Source organism: Sphingopyxis sp. (genome assembly GCF_965279725.1).
GTDB lineage: Bacteria > Pseudomonadota > Alphaproteobacteria > Sphingomonadales > Sphingomonadaceae > Sphingopyxis.
In genome coordinates, this window is the sequence record NZ_CBDIIL010000002.1 from 210413 (window position 1) to 228546 (window position 18134).

An 18134-nucleotide genomic window follows, 5' to 3' on the forward strand; every position below is an offset into this window, starting at 1 on the left:
GATCGCTGGAGATTGCCGCGTCGCTTCGCTCCTCGCAATGACGATGTTTTTGAACGTCAGGCCGCTTTCTCGGGCGCCAGATAACCGATGAGGCGCCCCAGCGTCTCGGGCAGGTCCTTGCGGTGAACGACCATGTCGATCATCCCGTGATCGAGCAGATATTCGGCGCGCTGGAAGCCTTCGGGGAGTTTCTCGCGGATCGTATTCTCGATCACGCGCTGGCCGGCGAAGCCGATCAACGCCTTGGGCTCGCTGATCTGGATGTCGCCAAGCATCGCATAGCTGGCGGTGACGCCCCCCGTGGTCGGGTCGGTAAGCAGCACGATATAGGGCAGGCCGGCGCGGCGCAGCCGCGCGAGCGCTACCGTGGCGCGCGGCATCTGCATCAATGACAGCGTACCTTCCTGCATCCGCGCGCCGCCCGCCGCGGTGATCGCGATATAGGGGGATCCGCGCTTGATCGCCTGCTCGACCCCAGCGACAAAGGCCTCACCCACGGCGACGCCCATCGACCCGCCCATGAAGGCGAAATCCTGGACGCCGATGACAACACCCTGACCGTTGATCCGCCCGAAGGCGTTCTGGTAGGCATCGCGGTCGCCGGTTGAAGCTCGCGCCGCCTTGATGCGGTCGACATATTTCTTGGTATCGCGGAATTTCAGGGGGTCTTCGGGCGCCGCCGGCGCCGCGATCATTTCATGCAGTCCGCCGTCGAACAGCTGGGCGAAACGCTCGGTCGCGCCGATGCGATCGTGATGGTCGCAGCGCGGGCAGACGTTGAGATTGTCTTCCCACTCCTTGACGAACACCATCTGCTGACACTGGCGGCATTTGTGCCAGAGATTGTCGGCGGTATCACGCTTGGCGGTGAACGGCAGGGCGTTGCGAACGCGGTCGAGCCAGCTCATGCGGCGATCTCCTTGGCGCCGTGGATAGCATCGGCAAGGCTGCGGGTGAAGGTTTCAATGTGGCGCGGCGCGTCGGCGCCATGCTGCGCGACGAGCTCAACCAGCGCTGAGCCGACGACGACGCCATCGGCGACGCGCGCGATATTCGCGGCCTGTTCGGGGGTGCGGACGCCAAAGCCGACCGCGATCGGCAGGTCGGTCTGGGTCCGCAGGCGGGCGACCGCCTCCTCAATGCTTGCCTGCGCCGCCTGTTGCAGCCCGGTGATCCCGGCGACGCTGACATAATAGAGGAACCCGCCCGCGCCATCGAGCACGGCGGGCAGCCGCGCGGCGTCGGTGGTCGGGGTGGCGAGGCGAATCTGGTCCACCCCGGCGGCGCGCAGCGCGGGGCCAAGGCTGTCGTCTTCCTCGAACGGAATATCGACGCAGATGACGCCATCGACGCCCGCGTCCTTACACGCGGTGGCGAACCAGTCGGCCCCGCGCACGGTCATCGGATTGGCATAGCCCATGAGTACGAGAGGGATGTCAGCGTTGCGGGCGCGAAAGCCCTTGGCGATGGCGAAAATGTCGGCGGTCGTCGTTCCCGCGGCAAAACTGCGCAGGTTAGCGCTCTGTATCGCGGGACCGTCGGCCATCGGATCGGTAAACGGCATCCCGAGTTCGATGACATCGGCGCCTCCTGCAACAAGTGCATCTAGGATGGCGGCGGTGTCGCCATCACCCGCGGTCACGAAGGTGACGAGCGCAGCGTAGGGCTTATTGAAGGCGGTGGCGAAGCGCGTCATATCTGTGTCCCCAGCGCCTCGGCCACGGTGAAGATGTCCTTGTCGCCGCGACCGCACAGATTGGCGATGATTATCGCGTCGCGGTCCATTTCCAGCGCGACCTTGGTGACCGCAGCGATCGCGTGCGCGGGTTCGAGCGCGGGAATGATGCCCTCGGTGCGGCAGAGCAGCTGAAAGGCATCGAGCGCTTCCTTGTCGGTGGCGCTGGTATATTCGACGCGGCCGATGTCGCGCAGCCACGCATGTTCGGGGCCGATGCCGGGGTAATCGAGCCCGGCGCTGATCGAATGGGCCTCGTCGATCTGCCCGTCTGCGTCCTGGAGCAGGTAGGTGCGGTTGCCGTGCAGGATGCCGGGCGCGCCGCCTGCAAGGCTGGCGGCATGTTCCCTGTCGAGCCCGTGGCCTGCGGCCTCGACGCCGAGCATCTTGACCGACGGGTCGTCGAGGAAGGGGTGGAACAGGCCGATGGCGTTCGACCCGCCGCCGATCGCGGCGACGAGCAGGTCGGGCAAACGCCCGGTCCGCTCCAGCAACTGGGCGCGTGCTTCCTTGCCGATTACGCTTTGGAAATCGCGCACGAGTTCGGGATAGGGGTGCGGACCGGCGGCAGTGCCGATGATGTAAAAGGTGTCTTCGATGTTGGCGACCCAGTCACGCAGCGCCTCGTTCATTGCATCCTTCAGCGTCCGGGCGCCGCTTTCGACTCCAATCACCTCGGCGCCGAGCAGCTTCATGCGGAACACGTTTGGTTGCTGCCGCTCCATGTCGCGCGCACCCATATAGATGACGCAGGGCAGGCCGAAGCGCGCGCAGACCGTCGCGGTTGCGACGCCATGCTGGCCCGCGCCGGTTTCGGCGATGATCCGCGTCTTGCCCATGCGGCGTGCGAGCAGGATCTGGCCGATGCAATTGTTGATCTTGTGCGCGCCGGTGTGGTTGAGTTCGTCGCGCTTGAACCAGATTTGCGCGCCCTTGCCCGCGGGGGCATCCTTGCGCAGTTCGTCGGTCAGCCGCTCGGCATAATAGAGCGGGCTCGGCCTGCCGACATAATGGGTTAGCAGATCGTCGAATTCGGCGGCAAAGGCCGGATCGATCTGTGCTGCGCGATATTCGCGTTCGAGGTCGAGCACGAGCGGCATCAGCGTTTCAGCGACGAAGCGCCCGCCAAAGATGCCGAAATGCCCGCGCTCGTCGGGGCCGGTGCGAAAGCTGTTGGGCTGGGTGCTCATGATCGCGCCGCTTTAAGGAAAGCGGCGATCTTGTCCACATCCTTGACGCCCGGGGCGCTTTCGACGCCCGAGGAGACATCGACCAGCGGCGCGCCGGTTGCGGCGATCGCTTCGGCGACATTGGCCGGTGTCAGGCCGCCGGCAACGCCCCACTCCATCGTATGGCGGTGATCCTTGAGCAACGACCAGTCAAAGCGCGTGCCGGTCCCGCCGGGCAGAGCCGCCGCAGGAGCGTCAAACAGGATCCGATCGGCGATACCGAAATACTGCTGCATGCGCGTCAGCGTGCCGGCGTCCTTCAAGCCAACGGCTTTCCAGATTTCTGCCGGAACCAGTCGCTTTACCGCCGCGAGCCATTCGGGGGTTTCGTTGCCGTGAAACTGGATGATGTCGGGACGCACTGCCGCCAGCGCCTCGCCCGTCAGTTGCTGCGACGCGTTGACCAGCAACAACGCCACCTTGACATGCGGACCGGCGCGTTTGCGCAAGTTTGCAGCGGTTTTGACGTCAACGTGGCGCGGGCTTGGCTCGTAATGAACGAGGCCGATGTGGGTTGCGCCAAGCTTGATCGCGGCATCAACGGTTTCGGGGGTGGACAGGCCACAGATTTTGACGAGTGGAGACATGTTTTGACTCATTTGATGTCGTTGCGAGCGGAGCGAAGCAATCTCCAGTTATCGGCGCAGCGCAATCTCGATCGCTGGAGATTGCTTCGTCGCCTTTGGCTTCTCGCAATGACGATGATGGTAGGTGCGGTTGGACCCTAAAGCGTCGCTTCGATTTCGCGCGCCGCAAGGTCGGGATCGGACGACTGGCTGATCGGGCGGCCAACCACCAGAATCGACGCACCGTCGGCCAATGCCTGCGCCGGGGTGACGACGCGTTTCTGATCGCCAGCGGCGCCGTTGGCGGGACGAACCCCGGGGACCACAAAAAAGCCGCCGGGCCACGCCTTGCGCGCCGCCTTCACTTCCTGGCCCGAACAGACGATGCCGTCCAGCCCAGCTTCGCGCGCCAATGCGGCGAGGCGGACGACCTGATCGTGCGGAGTGCCGCCAACGCCGATATCGTCGAGGTCGGGGGCATCGAGGCTGGTGAGCACGGTGACCGCCACAACCTTTGTATTCAGCCCGGCAACCGCCTTGGCCTCTTCAAGCATCGCGCGGCCGCCCGCAGCGTGGACCGTCAGGATCGCCGGTTCGAGCGGACGCAGCGCCTGGATCGCCTTGGCGACCGTGTTGGGAATGTCGTGCAGCTTGAGATCGAGGAAAATCGGCAGGCCAAGCTTGGCCATTTCATGGACGCCGTGGTGGCCGTTGGCGCAGAAAAATTCTAGGCCAAGCTTCAACCCGCCGACATGATGCCGGACCTTTTGCGCCAACGCGACCGCGGCATCGAGATCAGGGTTGTCTATAGCGAGATAAAGCGGTGAACTCATAGCTTGTCCGTTGGAAAGAGATCGTTGGGGGCGGGCGGAATGTCATTCACCGGAACGGTTTGCGGCGCCGGAACGGGTTCGACAGGACGGTTCGCGAGCGCCCGCATGTCGGCAAGCTGGCGCTCGCTGGCATCGAGGCGGCGTTTGAGCGACCAGCGGGTGGTGCGCAGTGCAATCCACATCGGTACGCTGCCGATCAGGAAGGAGGCCAGGATCAGCACCGGCAATTTGGTGTCGAGCACCTGACCCGGCCAGATGGTCACGGTGACAGCAAGCCAGTTCGCCATCGCGAAAATAACCAGCACAGCGGTCAAAAAGACCCAGATAATTGTCCGCAGAATACCCACTATATCATGCTCCTCTGTCGGTCGGTCACGACCCTAAGCCAGATTGGCGCGGCTTTCCAGTCCGGCTATGCCGGCCCGAAGACGCGGTCGAAGATCGTTTCGACATGCTTCATATGATATCCGAGGTCGAAAAGTTCCGTCAGCTGCGCCGCGGACAGTCGCGCGGTGACGTCTGCGTCGGCTTTCAAAAGTTCGAGCAGCGACAATTGGCCGTCGCTTTCCCACACCCGCATCGCGTTACGCTGGACCAGCAGATAACTGTCCTCGCGGCTCGCTCCCGCCTGGGTTAGCGCCAGCAGGACGCGCTGCGAATGGACAAGACCGCCCATGCGGTCGAGGTTTTTCTGCATCCGTTCGGGATAGATCAACAGCTTGTCGATCACCCCGGTCAGCCGCCCGAGCGCGAAATCGAGGGTGATCGTCGCGTCGGGGCCGATGAAGCGTTCGACCGACGAGTGGCTGATGTCGCGTTCGTGCCACAGCGCGACATTCTCGAGCGCCGGGACAACGGCGCTGCGGACCATGCGCGCGAGACCGGTAAGGTTTTCGGTCAGGATCGGGTTGCGCTTGTGCGGCATCGCCGACGAGCCCTTTTGGCCGGGCGAGAAATACTCTTCGGCCTCGAGCACTTCGGTGCGCTGCAAATGGCGCACTTCGGTGGCGAGCCGCTCGATCGAACCGGCGACGACGCCGAGGGTGGCAAAGAACATTGCATGACGGTCGCGCGGGATAACCTGCGTCGATACGGGTTCGACGGTTAGGCCGAGCTTCGCTGCGACATGCGCCTCGACGCGCGGGTCGATGTTGGCGAAGGTGCCAACCGCGCCGGAGATTGCGCAGGTGGCCACTTCGGCGCGGGCGGCGACAATGCGCGCCTTGCAGCGATCGAACTCGGCATAGGCCTGCGCCAGTTTGAGCCCGAAGGTGACGGGTTCAGCGTGAATGCCGTGACTGCGGCCGATCGTGGGCGTCAGTTTATGTTCGAAGGCGCGGCGCTTGATCGCGGTGAGCAGCGCATCAATGTCGGCGATCAACAGGTCGGCGGCCTGTGCCAACTGGACCGCGAGACAGGTGTCGAGAACGTCGCTGCTGGTCATGCCCTGGTGCATGAAGCGCGCTTCTTCGCCGACATTTTCCGACACCCAGGTCAGGAACGCGATGACGTCATGCTTGGTCACCGCCTCGATCGCGTCGATCGCAGCGACGTCGATACCGGGCTTCGTCGCCCACCAGTCCCACAAGGCTTTGGCGGCGGATTTCGGAACGGTTCCGAGCTCGGCAAGGGCATCGGTGGCGTGCGCTTCGATCTCAAACCAGATGCGAAAGCGATTCTCGGCCGACCAGATCGCGGTCATTTCCGGCCTGGCGTAACGCGGAACCATTGAATTTCCTTCCTTTTGGGACGCTCTATCGCGGAATCGCAGCGGAACCGTGACGGGCCGCCCCGTAGCAGGGACGGACCGTTTCGCCAAACGCAGTGACACCGCAACCATGCCCGAAGATGACGGGTTGCATGCATACCCCATCAATAAGGCGGCAGGTCACAACGACCCAAAAAGTCGCCGCGAAAGGAGAATTTCTATGTTGAAACAAATGCTTTTGATCGGCGCGGCCGCCATCAGCGTTCCCGCGCTGGCTCAGACGACCGCTCCGTCGGGCGCGGAACCCGCGCCCACCGCGCAGACCCAGTCGGCACCGACCGATACAACGGCTCCGGCACCCGCCGAACCGGCCCCCAGCGATACGATGGCTCCGGCGCCGGATGACCAGCCCGCCGACGACGCCACCCCTTCGGACGACGCGGCTCCCACCGAGGATGCCGCGCCGACCGAAACACCCCCGGCAGCCGAGCCTACCCCGACGGCTGACCAGCCTGCTCCGGAGACCGATCCCAAAGCTGAACCGGAACCGGAATAACAATCAACGAGCCACAGGAGATATATCATGTTGAAGACCATGCTTTTGATCGGTGCCGCCGCCGTGAGTTTCCCCGCGCTGGCGCAGACCACCGCACCCGCTGCCGATCCGGCTGCCTCGACCACCGCGACCCAGCCGGCCCCGGCGCCCGATTCGACAATGCCTGCTGAACCGGCTCCGGCACCCGCTCCCGATTCGGCGGCGCCCCCGGCATCGACCGAACCCGCACCGGCGACTGCCGAACCAGCCCCGGCATCGGGTGCCACGGCAACGCCGACCCAGATCGCGCAGATCGTCGAGCAAGAGTTTCCGACCTATGATGCGGACGCCAATGGCGATCTCAACAATGCGGAATTCGCAGCATGGATGAAGAAGCTGCGCGCCGCGACTGAGCCGAGCGTCGATGCCGAATCGGCCGAGGTGAAGACTTGGATCGGTCAGGCATTCGCTGCCGCCGATGGTGACAAGTCCGGCGCGGTCAACAAGGTCGAATTGACCGGGTTCCTCTCGCGCGGCGCCTAATCGGCGACACGCGGGGTGGTGCAGCCGTCGGAGCGATCCGACGGCTGCATCCGTTTGGGCGTCACAGCAGTCCCATCGTGCGAAAGCTCCGAAACTCCGACCCGCCGATTACGATATGATCGTGCAACGTGATTCCGAGCCGACTGGCGGTTTCGGCCATTTCGCGGGTGATCGCGATGTCCTGCCGACTCGGTTCGGGGCTGCCGCTGGGGTGGTTGTGCACCAATATGATCGCTGACGCGCCGAGTTCGAGTGCGCGTTTGACGACTTCGCGGACATAAATCGCCGATTGGTCGATCGACCCTTCGCTCGCCAGTTCGTCGCGGATCAGCATGTTGCGCGCGTTGAGATAGAGTATGCGGACGCGCTCGATATCGATCGGCCCCATATCGGCGCGCAACCAGTCGAGCAGCGCGTCCCAGCTGGATAACAAAGGCCTGTCGCGAAATTCGCCCTTGAGCAGGCGCAAGCTGGTAGCCTGGACGATTTTCAGCGCCGCAATGGCGGTATCGCCCAGCCCATCAACCCGGCGCAGCGATTCGGGATCGGCGCTGACCAACTGGGCCAGCGACCCGAATTCGCGGAGCAGCGCCTTGGCCAGCGGCTTGGTATCGCGGCGCGGTATGGCCAGCGCGAGCAGATATTCGACCAGTTCGTAATCGGCCATGCCGTCGACATCGCCGCTCAGTAATCGCGCGCGCAACCGCCCGCGATGACCCGCATGATCAGGGGCGGCATGGGGCGAGGGGGCGGGTATATCGGCATCGGCCATCGCCGTCGAATAACCGCCTTGTGAGCCGCACTCAACGGTCATAGGAAACAGCTGATGGCAAACTGGACCAATTTGTTGCAGCGAAACGGGATTTCCGGCGTTGCCGCTGATGAACATGATACGGTCCGGAGGACAATTGGACGCAATGACGTCATCCGCTGCGACGCGATACTGGACCGAATACAGCGGGCAGCCTCATTACTATGACTGACGGTGATGAGAGCGCGAGACCACGATTTCGCAGCCGAACACTGCTGTTCAAGAAACGCTGGCTGACCGCAGGTGCGGTGATCATCGTTGTTACTGGAGTCTGGCTGGCACGCGAGCCGATTGCCGACCGGTTCATCAGCGACCAGCTGGGCAGCCGCGGGGTCGCTGCGCGGTACCAGATCGACGCGATCGGCTTTCGCAGCGAGCGCCTGTCCAATCTGGTAATCGGCGATCCCGCCAGCCCCGACCTGACCGCGAAAAAGGTCCAAGTGCTGCTCGGCTACGGCTGGTCGGGACCATATGTTACGGAAATCCGCGCCGAGGGAGTTCGGCTTTATGGCCGCTTTGTCGATGACCGCCTCTCGTTTGGCGCGCTCGACAAGTTCCGTGATCCGACCAGCACCGACCCCTTTGCCTTGCCCGACTTGGCAGTCGTTCTGCGCGATGCGCGGGCGCGGGTCGAGACGCCATGGGGCAATGTTGGAGCGGCGCTGAACGGCGGCGGTAATTTGCGCCGCGATTTTACCGGCAAACTCGCACTGGTGGCCCCCGGCATCGTGGCCGCCGGATGCAGCGGCCGCGACGTGAGCTTTTACGGCACCCTCCTCGTCCGCAATGTTCGCCCGCAACTCGTCGGCCCTCTGCGCGGTCGCAGCCTGTCCTGCGCCGATGGCGGCGTGACCGCGGCGTCGCCGCAGATCGCGCTCGACCTGTCGCTGTCCGAAGATCTGCAAAGCTGGAAGGGGCAGGCAGACGCAAGCATCGCTGCGCTGGCTGCCGGATCGCTGCAGGCCGATCGCCTTGGCTTGCTTGCCCGCTTTGACGGCACCGCAGCGGCGACAAAACTCGATCTCGACGCCGTTATGGCCAGGGCGCGCGGCGCCGACTTTACCGCCGAGACAGTGAACCTCAAGGCGCAAGGCAACGTCGGCCGCGCCGCGCCAAAATTCGATGGCCGGATCAGTTTCGCCCGGGCCAGCGCCAGCGCGGCGATGCGGCGCACATTGGCGGGCAGCGTCGACGGCCTGGTTGGAACGCCGATCGGACCACTGGCGACCAAGGGCAGTGCGGCGCTGAGCCGGATGCTGGCCGATGTCGGCGGCAGCGCCGATTTTGCGATGGTCGGCGAGGGGGCGTCGGCACGGATCGACCTGATCGCACCCCAGCTGACCAGCGAAAGCGGCGCGCGCTTCACCGGTAGCGCCGACAGCCGCATCGGCTATATTTATGGTGCGGCCCAGCCCGCGATATTGGCGTCGGGCGGCTGGCGGTTCGGCGGCGGCGGCCTGCCGACCGGATCGGTCAAACTGGATCGCAGCATCGACGGATCGATCACGGGGCTGGCGAGTCTCGATCCCTATCAGGCGGACGGGGCGCGGCTCGCGTTGACACCAGTGCGCTTTTCGGGCGACCGCAACGGTTTGCTGCGCTTTGCCACGCGCGCCGACCTGTCGGGACCACTCGCAGGCGGACGCGTCGAACGGCTCAGCATTCCGCTGAACGGGGTCATCGCGCCAACCGGGGCGCTGGCGCTGAACGGCGGCTGTAGCCGGGTGAGCGCCGATCGCATCGCAATTTCCGGGTTCAGCCTTGGCAAGAGCGCGATTGATCTGTGCAGCCGTCCCGGCGCACCGCTTCTCAGCGCGGGGCCGGACGGCCTGCGCGGCCAGATTCGGATCCCGGCCATCAATCTGCGCGGCACCAGCGGTCGCTCGCCGTTTGCGGTGACCAGCGGACCGGCGAATATCGACCTGACCGCGATGCGCTGGTCGCTCGCGCTGGCCGATTTCAGACTGGGTGAAGGCGAAAGTGTCACGCACTTTGGAGCCCAGCGCTTGACCGGACGCACAACTGCGCAGGGCATGGCGGGCGAACTGCGCGGCGCCAGCGGCAAAATCGGTGCGGTGCCGCTGAACATGAACGACATCGGCGGCACGTGGCGATGGGCGAATGGCGCGTTGACGCTTGATGGCGGATTGCTGCTGACCGACGCGGCGCCCGATGGCCGCTTTGCGCCGCTCATCAGCAACAACGCGACTTTGCGCTTTGCCGACGGAATGATCGACGCAAAGGCTGCATTCAACGAGCAAAAGACCGGTACCAAGATTCTGGATACGATCATCCGTCACCGGTTTACCGACGGCAGCGGTGCGGCCGACTTGCTGGTCCGCGAACTGCGTTTCGGCGACAGCTTCCAGCCCGATCAGCTGACCAGCCTCGCGCTTGGTGTTGTCGCCAATGTCCAGGGTTCGGTGGTCGGCGACGGGCGGATCGAGTGGACCGCCGATGGCGTGACCAGCCGCGGGACTTTCGCGACGGCTGGCGCCGACCTTGCCGCGGCGTTCGGCCCAGTGACCGGCCTGACCACGACGCTGACCTTTGACGACCTGATCGGGTTACATTCGGCGCCCGGCCAGATTGCGAAGATCAAAGAGGTCAACCCGGGCATCCCGGTGCTCGACGGCGAGATCGAATATCAGCTGCTCGGCGACAACCGGGTGCGGGTGGAGGGCGGCAGCTGGCCCTTTGGGGGCGGGCAGTTGCTGCTTCATCCGACGACGCTTGATTTCAGCGCCGAGCAGACGCGGCGGTTGTCATTCGACATCGTCGGGGTCGATGCGGCGGTGTTTCTGCAGAGTTTCGGGTTCGACAATATCAACGCGACTGGCAAATTCGACGGCACGCTGCCGGTCGAGTTCGGCGGGCTGGGCGGACGCATCGTCGGCGGGCGGATCGATTCGCGCGCTGGCGGCGGCACGCTCGCCTATGTCGGCGAATTGTCGAACCGCAATCTGGGCGCGATTGCCAATTTTGCCTTTGGCGCGCTCCGCAGCCTGAAATATGATGACCTGACGATCATCTTGAACGGGGATCTGGACGGTGAAATGGTAACCGATATCCGTTTCGGCGGCGTGGGGCAGGGCGAAGGCGCGTCGCGCAATTTCCTGACCAACCAGATTGCCAAAGTCCCACTGATCTTCAATGTGAAGATCAAGGCGCCGTTCCGGCAACTGCTGACGTCGGCGAAAGGTTTTTATGACCCGTCGTTGCTCATAGAACAGAATTTGCCCGCCCTGATGCGCGCGCAGGAAGAAGCCGAAGCCGCTGCAAGGGGCACACCTGCCCCCGTTCAGCCTCCAGAAAGCGAGCCCATGCGATGACCATACCCAAGACAGGAGCAAGGAGGCTGGCCAGATACGGGCGCGGTCTGGTGGTCTTGATCGGTACCGCGGCGCTGTCCGGCTGTGTGCAGATCGATACGCCCGACAAGCCGATCGAGATCAACCTGAACATCAACATCCGTCAGGAAGTGGTGTACAGACTGGATGGCGATGCCAAAAAGCTCATCGAACAGAATAGCGAGATATTCTGATGACAGGGAATGAACAGATGCGTGTGAAAATGTGGAAACCGACCGGACTGGCTCTTGCTGCGATCGCGGCGACCGCCGCCGTTGCGCTGATGGTGCCGTCGGCAATGGCCCAGCGCGACCCCGCTTATGCTGCGGCGCGCGCCGCCGGACAGGTCGGCGAACAGCCCGACGGCTATCTGGGCTTTGCGAGCACGCCGACGCCGGCGATCCGCGCTTTGGTGGAAGATCTGAATATCAAGCGTAAGGCCAAATACACCGAGAGCGCGCAGTCGACGGGCAGCACGGTCCAGCAATTCGCCTTTACCAGCGGCTGCAACCTGATCGCCAGTACCAAGCCGGGTGAGAAATATCAGGCGCCCGACGGCCGCTGGCTGACCCGCGATGACAGCCCGCCTGTGCGCAACGCAAGCTGCCCGTAACCCGAAATCCATACAAGGGCGCCCGCGGGCGCCACATGCCGCCGCGCCCCTAAACGCGGCGGCATTTTTGTGCGGGGCAGCAATTGATGGTTGTGCGCTAGCGCGCGGGCATTGACTTAATCGGGCCGCGTTCCTAAACGGACCGCGCCTTAGGGGTCCCCCGATTTTTCGGGCCTTTTTTCGCAGGCGGAATCGGAGCTTTCCGATGCTGTTTCAGGAGGATGGCGGGAAATGACGGGGAACGACAGCGATCCGGAACCAGCTTCGGAGGATTCGCGCCTGGTGTCGCTCACGGAGCGATTGGACCGGGCCGAAGCCGCAGAAGCGAAACGGACCGATGTGAAAGCCGGACCGGAGACCGATGCCAATTATAAGCTCGGTAATCGCGTATTGGCCGAATTGCTGGGTGGCATCGGTGGCGGCGCGTTGGTCGGTTGGACGATCGACCATTTTGCCGGAACCGAACCCTGGGGCCTGTTGGCGGTGCTGTTCCTTGGAGTAGCCGTCGCCTTCAGGAACATATTTCGAATTGCGAATATTCGGCCTTCGAAGCCGGATTGACGCTCGACAGACTTGGGATTTAGGCGAGGTATCGCGTGGCGGATCAAGGCAAAGTGGACCCGATGCACCAGTTCGAGGTGCAGAAGATGTTCGACATGTTCCATGTCGGCAATCACGAGGTCGCATTTACCACTAGCGCGATGTGGATGCTTATCGCCGGCTTGCTGCTCTGGGTTTTCATGATCGGCGGGATGAAGCGCCAGCTCGTCCCCGGTCGCTGGCAGGTCGCCGTCGAAGGCTTCACCGGCTTTATTTCGGGCATGATGAACGCGAATATCGGCCCCGAAGGCCGTAAATATACGCCCTATGTTTTCTCGCTCTTCATGTTCATCTTGATGTTGAATGTGATCGGGCTGATGCCGCTCGGCCTGTTCGGCGTGCATCCCTTCACCGTGACGAGCCATTTCGCGATCACCGGCTTCCTTGCGATCCTGAGCTTTGCGATCGTGCTCATCGTTGGTTTCTGGCGTCACGGCCTGCATTTCTTTTCGCTGTTCGTCCCGCATGGCACCCCCTGGTGGCTGCTATGGCTGATCCCGGTGATCGAACTGGTGTCGTTCATGGTCCGCCCATTCAGCCTGGCGCTGCGACTGTTCGTTGCGATGACCGCCGGCCACGTGCTGATGAAGGTCTTCGCTTCGTTCATCATCGACGGCATTGCCGCCGGTCCGGCGATCGGTATCGGTGTCGGTATTCCCAGCATGGCGTTGATGGTCGGCATCAGCGGGCTGGAACTGCTCGTCGCGGGGATCCAGGCCTATGTTTTCGCGCTGCTCACGTCGCTCTATCTGAACGACGCGATCAATCTTCACTGATATTTCAACTACCTAATCAACGTTTTTCCCAAGGAGTTTTAAAATGGACGTTCAAGCTGCTTCGCTCATCGGCGCTGGTCTGGCTGCTATCGGTGCCGGTATGGCCGCCATCGGTGTGGGCAATGTGTTCGGTAGCTTCCTCGAAAGCGCGCTGCGCAATCCGGCAGCGGCCGACGGCCAGCAGGGCCGCCTGTTCATCGGCTTCGCGGCTGCCGAACTTTTGGGCCTGCTGTCGTTCCTGATCGCGATCCTGCTGTACCTCAAGGCAGCCTGATTTCGTCGGCGGGGCTGACCGCCTAAGGTTAGCCCCGCGACTGCATTCCTCTTTGTTGGTCGAGTAAATCCATGCCTCAAATCAGCCAATTCGCTGAAAACTGGTATGCCGCATCGCAGATTTTCTGGGTGCTGCTGACCTTTGGCTTCGTCTTTTTTGTCATCGGTCGCGGCATGCTGCCGAAGATCGAGGCGACGGTGGACGCGCGCGACCGCAAGGTTGCGGACGATCTGGCAGCTGCAAAAGCCGCCCATGCCGCCGCGGACAATCTGGAAGAAAGCTATCGCCAACAGAGCGACGCGAGCCGCGCCGCCGCGCAAAAGGCGGTAACCGACGCCAAGGACAAGGCCGCGAAAGATGCTGAAAAGCGCCTTGCGAAGATCGATGCCGAACTGTCCGACAAGCTGTCGGCGGCAGAGGCAGACATCTCCGCAGCGCGCACGTCGGCGATGGCCGAAATCGAATCGGTTGCAGCCGAAGCGGCGAGCGACCTCGTTGCCAAGCTGTCGGGCGTGAAAATTGCCGCGGCGGACGCCAAGGCAGCGGTGAAGGCGGTGCTCCATGGCTGATTTCCTTATGATCCTGTCCGAAGCGGCAGCCGAACCGAAGTCCTTCGGGATTCTGACGGCGACCACATGGGTCTCGATCGCGATGGCGATCTTCATCGGCATCCTGCTGTGGAAGAAGGTGCCGGCGCTGGTCGCGGGCATGCTCGACAACAAGATTGCCGAGATTTCGAAGCAGCTGAAGGAAGCCGAACAGCTGCGGCTCGACGCCGAAGCACTGAAGGCTGAATATGAGGCGAAGCTCGCCGCCGCCGCCAAGGAAGCCGACGAGATGCGCGCCCGCGCTGAAGCCGAAGCCGAAACGCTGGTCGCCAAGGCAAAGGCCGACGCCACCGCGTTGATTGGCCGCCGCAAGCAGATGGCCGAAGACCGCATCGCCGCGGCTGAAGCGACCGCGCTGACCGAAGTTCGCGCCGCGACTGCCAAGGCAGCGACCGCTGCGGCTGCGGCGCTGATTGCCGAAAAGCATGACGCCAAGGCCGACAAGGCCCTGGTTGATCAGGCGATTGCGGGCGTCGCCAAAGGCTGAGCGCTTTCGCCATCGTTGAATAAGAAAACGCCCGCAAATTTCCGCGGGCGTTTTGTTTTGTCGGTCTAATCCGTGCCGGCCATGCTCGCGACCCACGCCTTGGTGGCGGGACAATAGTCCATCGCGCGACCGTATGCCGCACGCGCCGTGGTCCGGGCGAGATATCCCCGCTCGACCGCGCCGAGCGCGAAACCGATAGTACGCTGGGCAAATTCGAGTGCATAGGTGACCGAGATATCGGCGGCGGTGAAATCGTCGCCCGCGATATAGGATGTCAAAGAAAGCTGACGGGTCACCAGACCGAGGCGGCTTTTGAAAACGCTCAGCGCCCAGCCCGTGGTCCAGTTATTCTGTTCGGCTTGGGGCGCGAGGATTTTGGTCGCGACGATGGCGTTCACCGGACCGGCCAGGCCCGCCTCACCCATGTGCAGAAACTGCAGATAGGCGGGGAATGCGGCATCGTTTGGCGCAGGCGCTAGTGGGCCGGGCCCGTGGGTTGCGAGAAGATATTCCATGATCGCGATCGATTCGACCATCATCGTATCGCCATCGACGATCGCCGGGATGAAACCGGCGGGGTTGACTGCCAGAAATTCGGTGTCGTTTTCGAGCCCGTTGAGCAAATCGACCTGGCGTAGCCGGTAGGGAAGCCCCATTTCCTCGAGCAGCCAGGCGACGCGAAACCCGCGGCCTTCGCCATAGAGGGTGATCATGTCCGTTGCCTCCTAAAACTTGATCATGATCCGCCGCGCCAACGCGGGAGAGATGCTGTGGACGAACTGCAAAATCTTCACCATGCCGACATTGATTTCGGTCTTCCCATTACGGATGCCGCGGACGATTTCGGCGGCGCAATCGTGGGCGTTCATCTTTTTGCCCGCGCGCGATTTTGTCATGTTGGTTTCGACCACCGGCGGCAATGCCTCGATGATCCGGACGTTGCTGTCCTTCAGAACGTAGCGCATCGCTTGGGTATAAGCGCGCAGGCCCGCTTTGCTGGCGCAATAGACCGCGCCGCTGCCACAAGGCGCGAGCGCGAGGCCCGAGGTAACGTTGACGATTGCGGCCTCGGGTTGCGCCTTCAAGCCCGGTAGCAGATGGGCGCAGAGCGCGATGGGCGCATCGAGATTGGTGCGCATGCAATTGTCAGCGGTGGCGAGGTTGGCGGGATCGTCGACGACATAGTCCATCGCGCCGACCCCGGCGTTGTTGACGAGCAGCGCGAGCGGCTTGCCGGCAACCCCCGCAACGACCGCGTCGATCCCGGCTGGGCCCGACAGGTCGCCCGCGATGGTTCCGAAACCCAGCGCTGCCATCGCCCGCAACTTTTCTGCCGAACGGCCTGTCACGATCACCTCAGCGCCTGCGGCTTGCAGTTGCAGCGCGATTTCGCGCCCGATGCCGTCGCTGCCGCCGGTGACCAGCGCCAATTTCCCTCTTACGTTCATGCGGACCCCTCCGGTGTTTGTTTTACCTGTCGCACTATGGCGGGTCGCATCGTCCTCGCCTACATGCAAATCATGGCTCGCCCGAACGCTCCCGATCGATTCAACGAAGAAAAAGCCACCTATGTGATGCGCGGCGGCGACGGGGAGGATGACAAGCCCGATCTTGAGCGCGGTGCCGAGGCGATCCGCAGCGTGGTCCGCAAGCTGCCGACGCGGCCCGGCGTCTATCGGATGCTCGATGCGCGCGGCGACGTGCTGTACGTCGGCAAGGCGCGAGCATTGAAGAACCGGGTGACCAACTACACCCAGGTTGCGCGGCTGCCCCAGCGACTGCAGCGCATGGTATCGCAAACGCGCGCGATGGAGATCATCACGACGACGAGCGAGGCCGAGGCGTTGCTGCTCGAGGCGCAGCTGATCAAGCGCTATCGCCCGCCGTACAATGTGCTGCTGCGCGACGACAAAAGCTTTCCCTTCATCCTGCTGCGAATGGATCATGCTTTCCCGCGGGTGCAAAACATCGCGGCGCACGGCGGGCCAAGGGGCGCTATTATGGACCGTTCGCCAGCGCGGGGTCGGTCAACCAGACGCTCAATGCATTGCAGAAGACGTTTTTGCTGCGCAGCTGCACCGACAGCTTTTTCGCCAACCGCTCGCGGCCCTGCCTGCTCTATCAAATCAAGCGCTGCAGCGCGCCATGCGTCGATCGCATTTCCAAGGAGGATTATGCGCAGCTGGTCGGCGATGCGCAGGATTTCCTCGAAGGGCGGTCGATCGCGGTCCAGAAAAGGCTGGGCGATGCGATGACGCAGGCGGCCGAGGCGATGGATTTCGAAACGGCGGCGATCGTGCGCGACCGGCTGAAATCGCTGACCTTCATTCAGGGCAGCCAGTCGGTCCACGCCGACGGGCTGGGTGACGCCGATGTGTTCGCGCTGGCGGCCAAAGGTGGCCAGTTGTGCATCGCGGGCTTCTTCATTCGCGGCGGCCAGAATTGGGGCCATCGCAGCTTTTTCCCGGCGCATGTGTCGGGGGTGCCCGAGCCAGAGGTGATGGCGAGCTTTTTGATGCAGTTTTACGAGGGCGTGCCGCCACCCAAGACGATCCTTGTCGATCGCGAGCCCGAGGAGTGCGCATTGTTGGCCGAGGCGCTCGGTGCAGTCGCCGAACGCAAGGTCGAGATCAGCGTCCCGCAGCGCGGCAACCGGCGCCGATTGCTGGAGCAGGCGGTCCGCAACGCGGGCGAGGAGCTCGACCGGCGGCTCGCCGAAAGCAGTTCGCAGGCGAAATTGGGGCGCGAACTGGCCGAGCTGTTCGACCTGGAAGCTCCGCCGCAGCGGATCGAGATTTACGACAACAGCCATATCCAGGGGACCAATGCGCTGGGCGCGATGGTGGTCGCGGGGCCGGAGGGCTGGATCAAGGGTGCGTACCGCAAGTTCAACATCAAGCGCGCCGACACGATGCCGGGCGACGATTTCGCGATGATGGCCGAGGTGTTCCAGCGCCGCTTTGCGCGCGCGATCGAGGAGGATCCCGAGCGGACCAAGGGCGAATGGCCCGACCTGGTGCTGATCGACGGCGGCAAGGGGCAGGTGTCGGCGGTGGCCGCGGTGTTCGCCGAACTGGGGATCGACGATCTGACTTTCATCGGGGTGGCCAAGGGGCCGGACCGGAACGCCGGGCGCGAAACTTTCTACTATCCCGACGGGCGCGAATTCACCCTGCCGCCGAACAATGCGGTGCTGTTCTATATCCAGCGGCTGCGCGACGAGGCGCATCGTTTTGCGATCGGTGCGCACCGCGCAAAGCGGTCAAAGGCAATGGGCGCCTCACCGCTCGACGAGGTGCCGGGGATCGGGCCTTCGCGCAAGAAAGCACTGCTGATGCATTTCGGCACCGCCCGAGCGGTACGCGGCGCGAGTTTGGAGGATTTGCAGAAGGCTCCGGGGGTAAGCGCGGCGGTGGCGCAAGCCGTCCATGATTTCTATCATTCGGGCAATTAGGAGAGCGAGACG

The 18134-nt window shown here is 63.4% G+C and carries 20 protein-coding genes and 1 pseudogene; 11 read left to right on the forward strand and 10 right to left on the reverse strand.

Features of this window, described 5'->3' with window-relative positions:
• Positions 1–56 precede the first annotated feature (56 nt).
• From accD to purB, 7 genes are all read right to left on the reverse strand, one after another.
• Entirely contained in the window at positions 57–908 is an 852-nt protein-coding gene (accD, locus tag ACQY6T_RS05365; protein ID WP_428629286.1) for an acetyl-CoA carboxylase, carboxyltransferase subunit beta, read from the reverse strand.
• Positions 905–1696, reverse strand: a complete 792-nt coding sequence (gene trpA, locus ACQY6T_RS05370) for a tryptophan synthase subunit alpha (RefSeq protein ID WP_428629287.1) — start codon at positions 1694–1696, stop codon at positions 905–907. Before trpA ends, accD begins: the two co-directional genes overlap by 4 nt.
• Positions 1693–2925 (reverse strand): tryptophan synthase subunit beta, encoded by a 1233-nt coding sequence (gene trpB / locus ACQY6T_RS05375; RefSeq protein WP_428629288.1) that lies wholly within the window; start codon positions 2923–2925, stop codon positions 1693–1695. Before trpB ends, trpA begins: the two co-directional genes overlap by 4 nt.
• On the reverse strand, positions 2922–3551 hold the full coding sequence (locus ACQY6T_RS05380; protein ID WP_428629289.1) for a phosphoribosylanthranilate isomerase: 630 nt from the start codon (positions 3549–3551) through the stop codon (positions 2922–2924). Before ACQY6T_RS05380 ends, trpB begins: the two co-directional genes overlap by 4 nt.
• Before the next feature lie 137 nt (positions 3552–3688).
• Positions 3689–4363 (reverse strand): orotidine-5'-phosphate decarboxylase, encoded by a 675-nt coding sequence (pyrF, locus tag ACQY6T_RS05385; protein WP_428629290.1) that lies wholly within the window; start codon positions 4361–4363, stop codon positions 3689–3691.
• Positions 4360–4710: a lipopolysaccharide assembly protein LapA domain-containing protein gene (locus ACQY6T_RS05390; protein ID WP_428629292.1), complete on the reverse strand. Its 351-nt coding sequence runs from the start codon at positions 4708–4710 to the stop codon at positions 4360–4362. Before ACQY6T_RS05390 ends, pyrF begins: the two co-directional genes overlap by 4 nt.
• A gap of 65 nt (positions 4711–4775) precedes the next feature.
• On the reverse strand, positions 4776–6092 hold the full coding sequence (gene purB / locus ACQY6T_RS05395) for an adenylosuccinate lyase (RefSeq protein ID WP_428629294.1): 1317 nt from the start codon (positions 6090–6092) through the stop codon (positions 4776–4778).
• Between the two features lie 199 nt (positions 6093–6291).
• Here purB and ACQY6T_RS05400 point away from each other — a divergent pair, with 199 nt between their 5' ends.
• Positions 6292–6627 carry a calcium-binding protein gene (locus ACQY6T_RS05400; RefSeq protein WP_428629296.1) on the forward strand — a complete coding sequence of 112 codons (336 nt, stop codon included), beginning with the start codon at positions 6292–6294 and terminating at the stop codon, positions 6625–6627.
• Positions 6628–6654: 27 nt separating this feature from the next.
• Positions 6655–7149 carry a calcium-binding protein gene (locus ACQY6T_RS05405; protein WP_428629298.1) on the forward strand — a complete coding sequence of 165 codons (495 nt, stop codon included), beginning with the start codon at positions 6655–6657 and terminating at the stop codon, positions 7147–7149.
• A 61-nt stretch (positions 7150–7210) separates the two neighbouring features.
• On the opposite strand, the gene radC is transcribed toward ACQY6T_RS05405, so the two are convergent.
• Positions 7211–7921, reverse strand: coding sequence for a RadC family protein (radC, locus tag ACQY6T_RS05410; protein WP_428630380.1), 711 nt, complete (start codon positions 7919–7921; stop codon positions 7211–7213).
• Positions 7922–8124: 203 nt separating this feature from the next.
• Between radC and ACQY6T_RS05415 the strand changes: the two genes are divergently transcribed.
• From ACQY6T_RS05415 to ACQY6T_RS05450, 8 genes are all read left to right on the forward strand, one after another.
• Positions 8125–11292, forward strand: coding sequence for a YdbH domain-containing protein (locus ACQY6T_RS05415; RefSeq protein ID WP_428629300.1), 3168 nt, complete (start codon positions 8125–8127; stop codon positions 11290–11292).
• Positions 11293–11342: 50 nt separating this feature from the next.
• Positions 11343–11504 carry a YnbE family lipoprotein gene (locus ACQY6T_RS05420; RefSeq protein WP_428629302.1) on the forward strand — a complete coding sequence of 54 codons (162 nt, stop codon included), beginning with the start codon at positions 11343–11345 and terminating at the stop codon, positions 11502–11504.
• A 17-nt stretch (positions 11505–11521) separates the two neighbouring features.
• Positions 11522–11923 (forward strand): YdbL family protein, encoded by a 402-nt coding sequence (locus tag ACQY6T_RS05425; RefSeq protein WP_428629304.1) that lies wholly within the window; start codon positions 11522–11524, stop codon positions 11921–11923.
• 231 nt (positions 11924–12154) lie between these two features.
• Complete coding sequence (locus ACQY6T_RS05430; protein ID WP_428629306.1) at positions 12155–12484, forward strand: AtpZ/AtpI family protein; 330 nt, start codon at positions 12155–12157, stop codon at positions 12482–12484.
• 62 nt (positions 12485–12546) lie between these two features.
• Positions 12547–13299 (forward strand): F0F1 ATP synthase subunit A, encoded by a 753-nt coding sequence (locus tag ACQY6T_RS05435; protein WP_428630381.1) that lies wholly within the window; start codon positions 12547–12549, stop codon positions 13297–13299.
• A 43-nt stretch (positions 13300–13342) separates the two neighbouring features.
• Positions 13343–13573, forward strand: coding sequence for a F0F1 ATP synthase subunit C (locus ACQY6T_RS05440; protein ID WP_037515205.1), 231 nt, complete (start codon positions 13343–13345; stop codon positions 13571–13573).
• A gap of 71 nt (positions 13574–13644) precedes the next feature.
• Positions 13645–14142, forward strand: coding sequence for an ATPase (locus tag ACQY6T_RS05445; RefSeq protein WP_428629309.1), 498 nt, complete (start codon positions 13645–13647; stop codon positions 14140–14142).
• A complete protein-coding gene (locus tag ACQY6T_RS05450; RefSeq protein WP_428629311.1) occupies positions 14135–14668 on the forward strand; it encodes a F0F1 ATP synthase subunit B in 534 nt (177 codons plus the stop codon). The genes ACQY6T_RS05445 and ACQY6T_RS05450 overlap by 8 nt, the downstream gene beginning before the upstream one ends.
• A 65-nt stretch (positions 14669–14733) precedes the next feature.
• Here ACQY6T_RS05450 and ACQY6T_RS05455 read toward each other — a convergent pair whose 3' ends face one another.
• Both ACQY6T_RS05455 and ACQY6T_RS05460 read right to left on the reverse strand, forming a co-directional pair.
• A complete protein-coding gene (locus ACQY6T_RS05455) occupies positions 14734–15381 on the reverse strand; it encodes a glutathione S-transferase family protein (protein ID WP_428629313.1) in 648 nt (215 codons plus the stop codon).
• Between the two features lie 12 nt (positions 15382–15393).
• Positions 15394–16116 (reverse strand): SDR family oxidoreductase, encoded by a 723-nt coding sequence (locus ACQY6T_RS05460; RefSeq protein ID WP_428629315.1) that lies wholly within the window; start codon positions 16114–16116, stop codon positions 15394–15396.
• 72 nt (positions 16117–16188) lie between these two features.
• Between ACQY6T_RS05460 and uvrC the strand changes: the two are divergent.
• Positions 16189–18122 (forward strand): annotated as a pseudogene (uvrC, locus tag ACQY6T_RS05465) (excinuclease ABC subunit UvrC).
• Positions 18123–18134: the final 12 nt, after the last annotated feature.

Bases quoted from the DNA above. Each gene is read 5' to 3' on its own strand.
- accD (WP_428629286.1), bottom strand. From the start codon at position 908: ATGAGCTGGCTCGACCGCGTTCGCAACGCCCTGCCGTTCACCGCCAAG.
- trpA (WP_428629287.1), bottom strand. From the start codon at position 1,696: ATGACGCGCTTCGCCACCGCCTTCAATAAGCCCTACGCTGCGCTCGTC.
- trpB (WP_428629288.1), bottom strand. From the start codon at position 2,925: ATGAGCACCCAGCCCAACAGCTTTCGCACCGGCCCCGACGAGCGCGGG.
- ACQY6T_RS05380 (WP_428629289.1), bottom strand. From the start codon at position 3,551: ATGTCTCCACTCGTCAAAATCTGTGGCCTGTCCACCCCCGAAACCGTT.
- pyrF (WP_428629290.1), bottom strand. From the start codon at position 4,363: ATGAGTTCACCGCTTTATCTCGCTATAGACAACCCTGATCTCGATGCC.
- purB (WP_428629294.1), bottom strand. From the start codon at position 6,092: ATGGTTCCGCGTTACGCCAGGCCGGAAATGACCGCGATCTGGTCGGCC.
- ACQY6T_RS05400 (WP_428629296.1), top strand. From the start codon at position 6,292: ATGTTGAAACAAATGCTTTTGATCGGCGCGGCCGCCATCAGCGTTCCC.
- ACQY6T_RS05405 (WP_428629298.1), top strand. From the start codon at position 6,655: ATGTTGAAGACCATGCTTTTGATCGGTGCCGCCGCCGTGAGTTTCCCC.
- radC (WP_428630380.1), bottom strand. From the start codon at position 7,921: ATGGCCGATGCCGATATACCCGCCCCCTCGCCCCATGCCGCCCCTGAT.
- ACQY6T_RS05415 (WP_428629300.1), top strand. From the start codon at position 8,125: ATGACTGACGGTGATGAGAGCGCGAGACCACGATTTCGCAGCCGAACA.
- ACQY6T_RS05425 (WP_428629304.1), top strand. From the start codon at position 11,522: ATGCGTGTGAAAATGTGGAAACCGACCGGACTGGCTCTTGCTGCGATC.
- ACQY6T_RS05430 (WP_428629306.1), top strand. From the start codon at position 12,155: ATGACGGGGAACGACAGCGATCCGGAACCAGCTTCGGAGGATTCGCGC.
- ACQY6T_RS05435 (WP_428630381.1), top strand. From the start codon at position 12,547: ATGCACCAGTTCGAGGTGCAGAAGATGTTCGACATGTTCCATGTCGGC.
- ACQY6T_RS05440 (WP_037515205.1), top strand. From the start codon at position 13,343: ATGGACGTTCAAGCTGCTTCGCTCATCGGCGCTGGTCTGGCTGCTATC.
- ACQY6T_RS05445 (WP_428629309.1), top strand. From the start codon at position 13,645: ATGCCTCAAATCAGCCAATTCGCTGAAAACTGGTATGCCGCATCGCAG.
- ACQY6T_RS05450 (WP_428629311.1), top strand. From the start codon at position 14,135: ATGGCTGATTTCCTTATGATCCTGTCCGAAGCGGCAGCCGAACCGAAG.
- ACQY6T_RS05455 (WP_428629313.1), bottom strand. From the start codon at position 15,381: ATGATCACCCTCTATGGCGAAGGCCGCGGGTTTCGCGTCGCCTGGCTG.
- ACQY6T_RS05460 (WP_428629315.1), bottom strand. From the start codon at position 16,116: ATGAACGTAAGAGGGAAATTGGCGCTGGTCACCGGCGGCAGCGACGGC.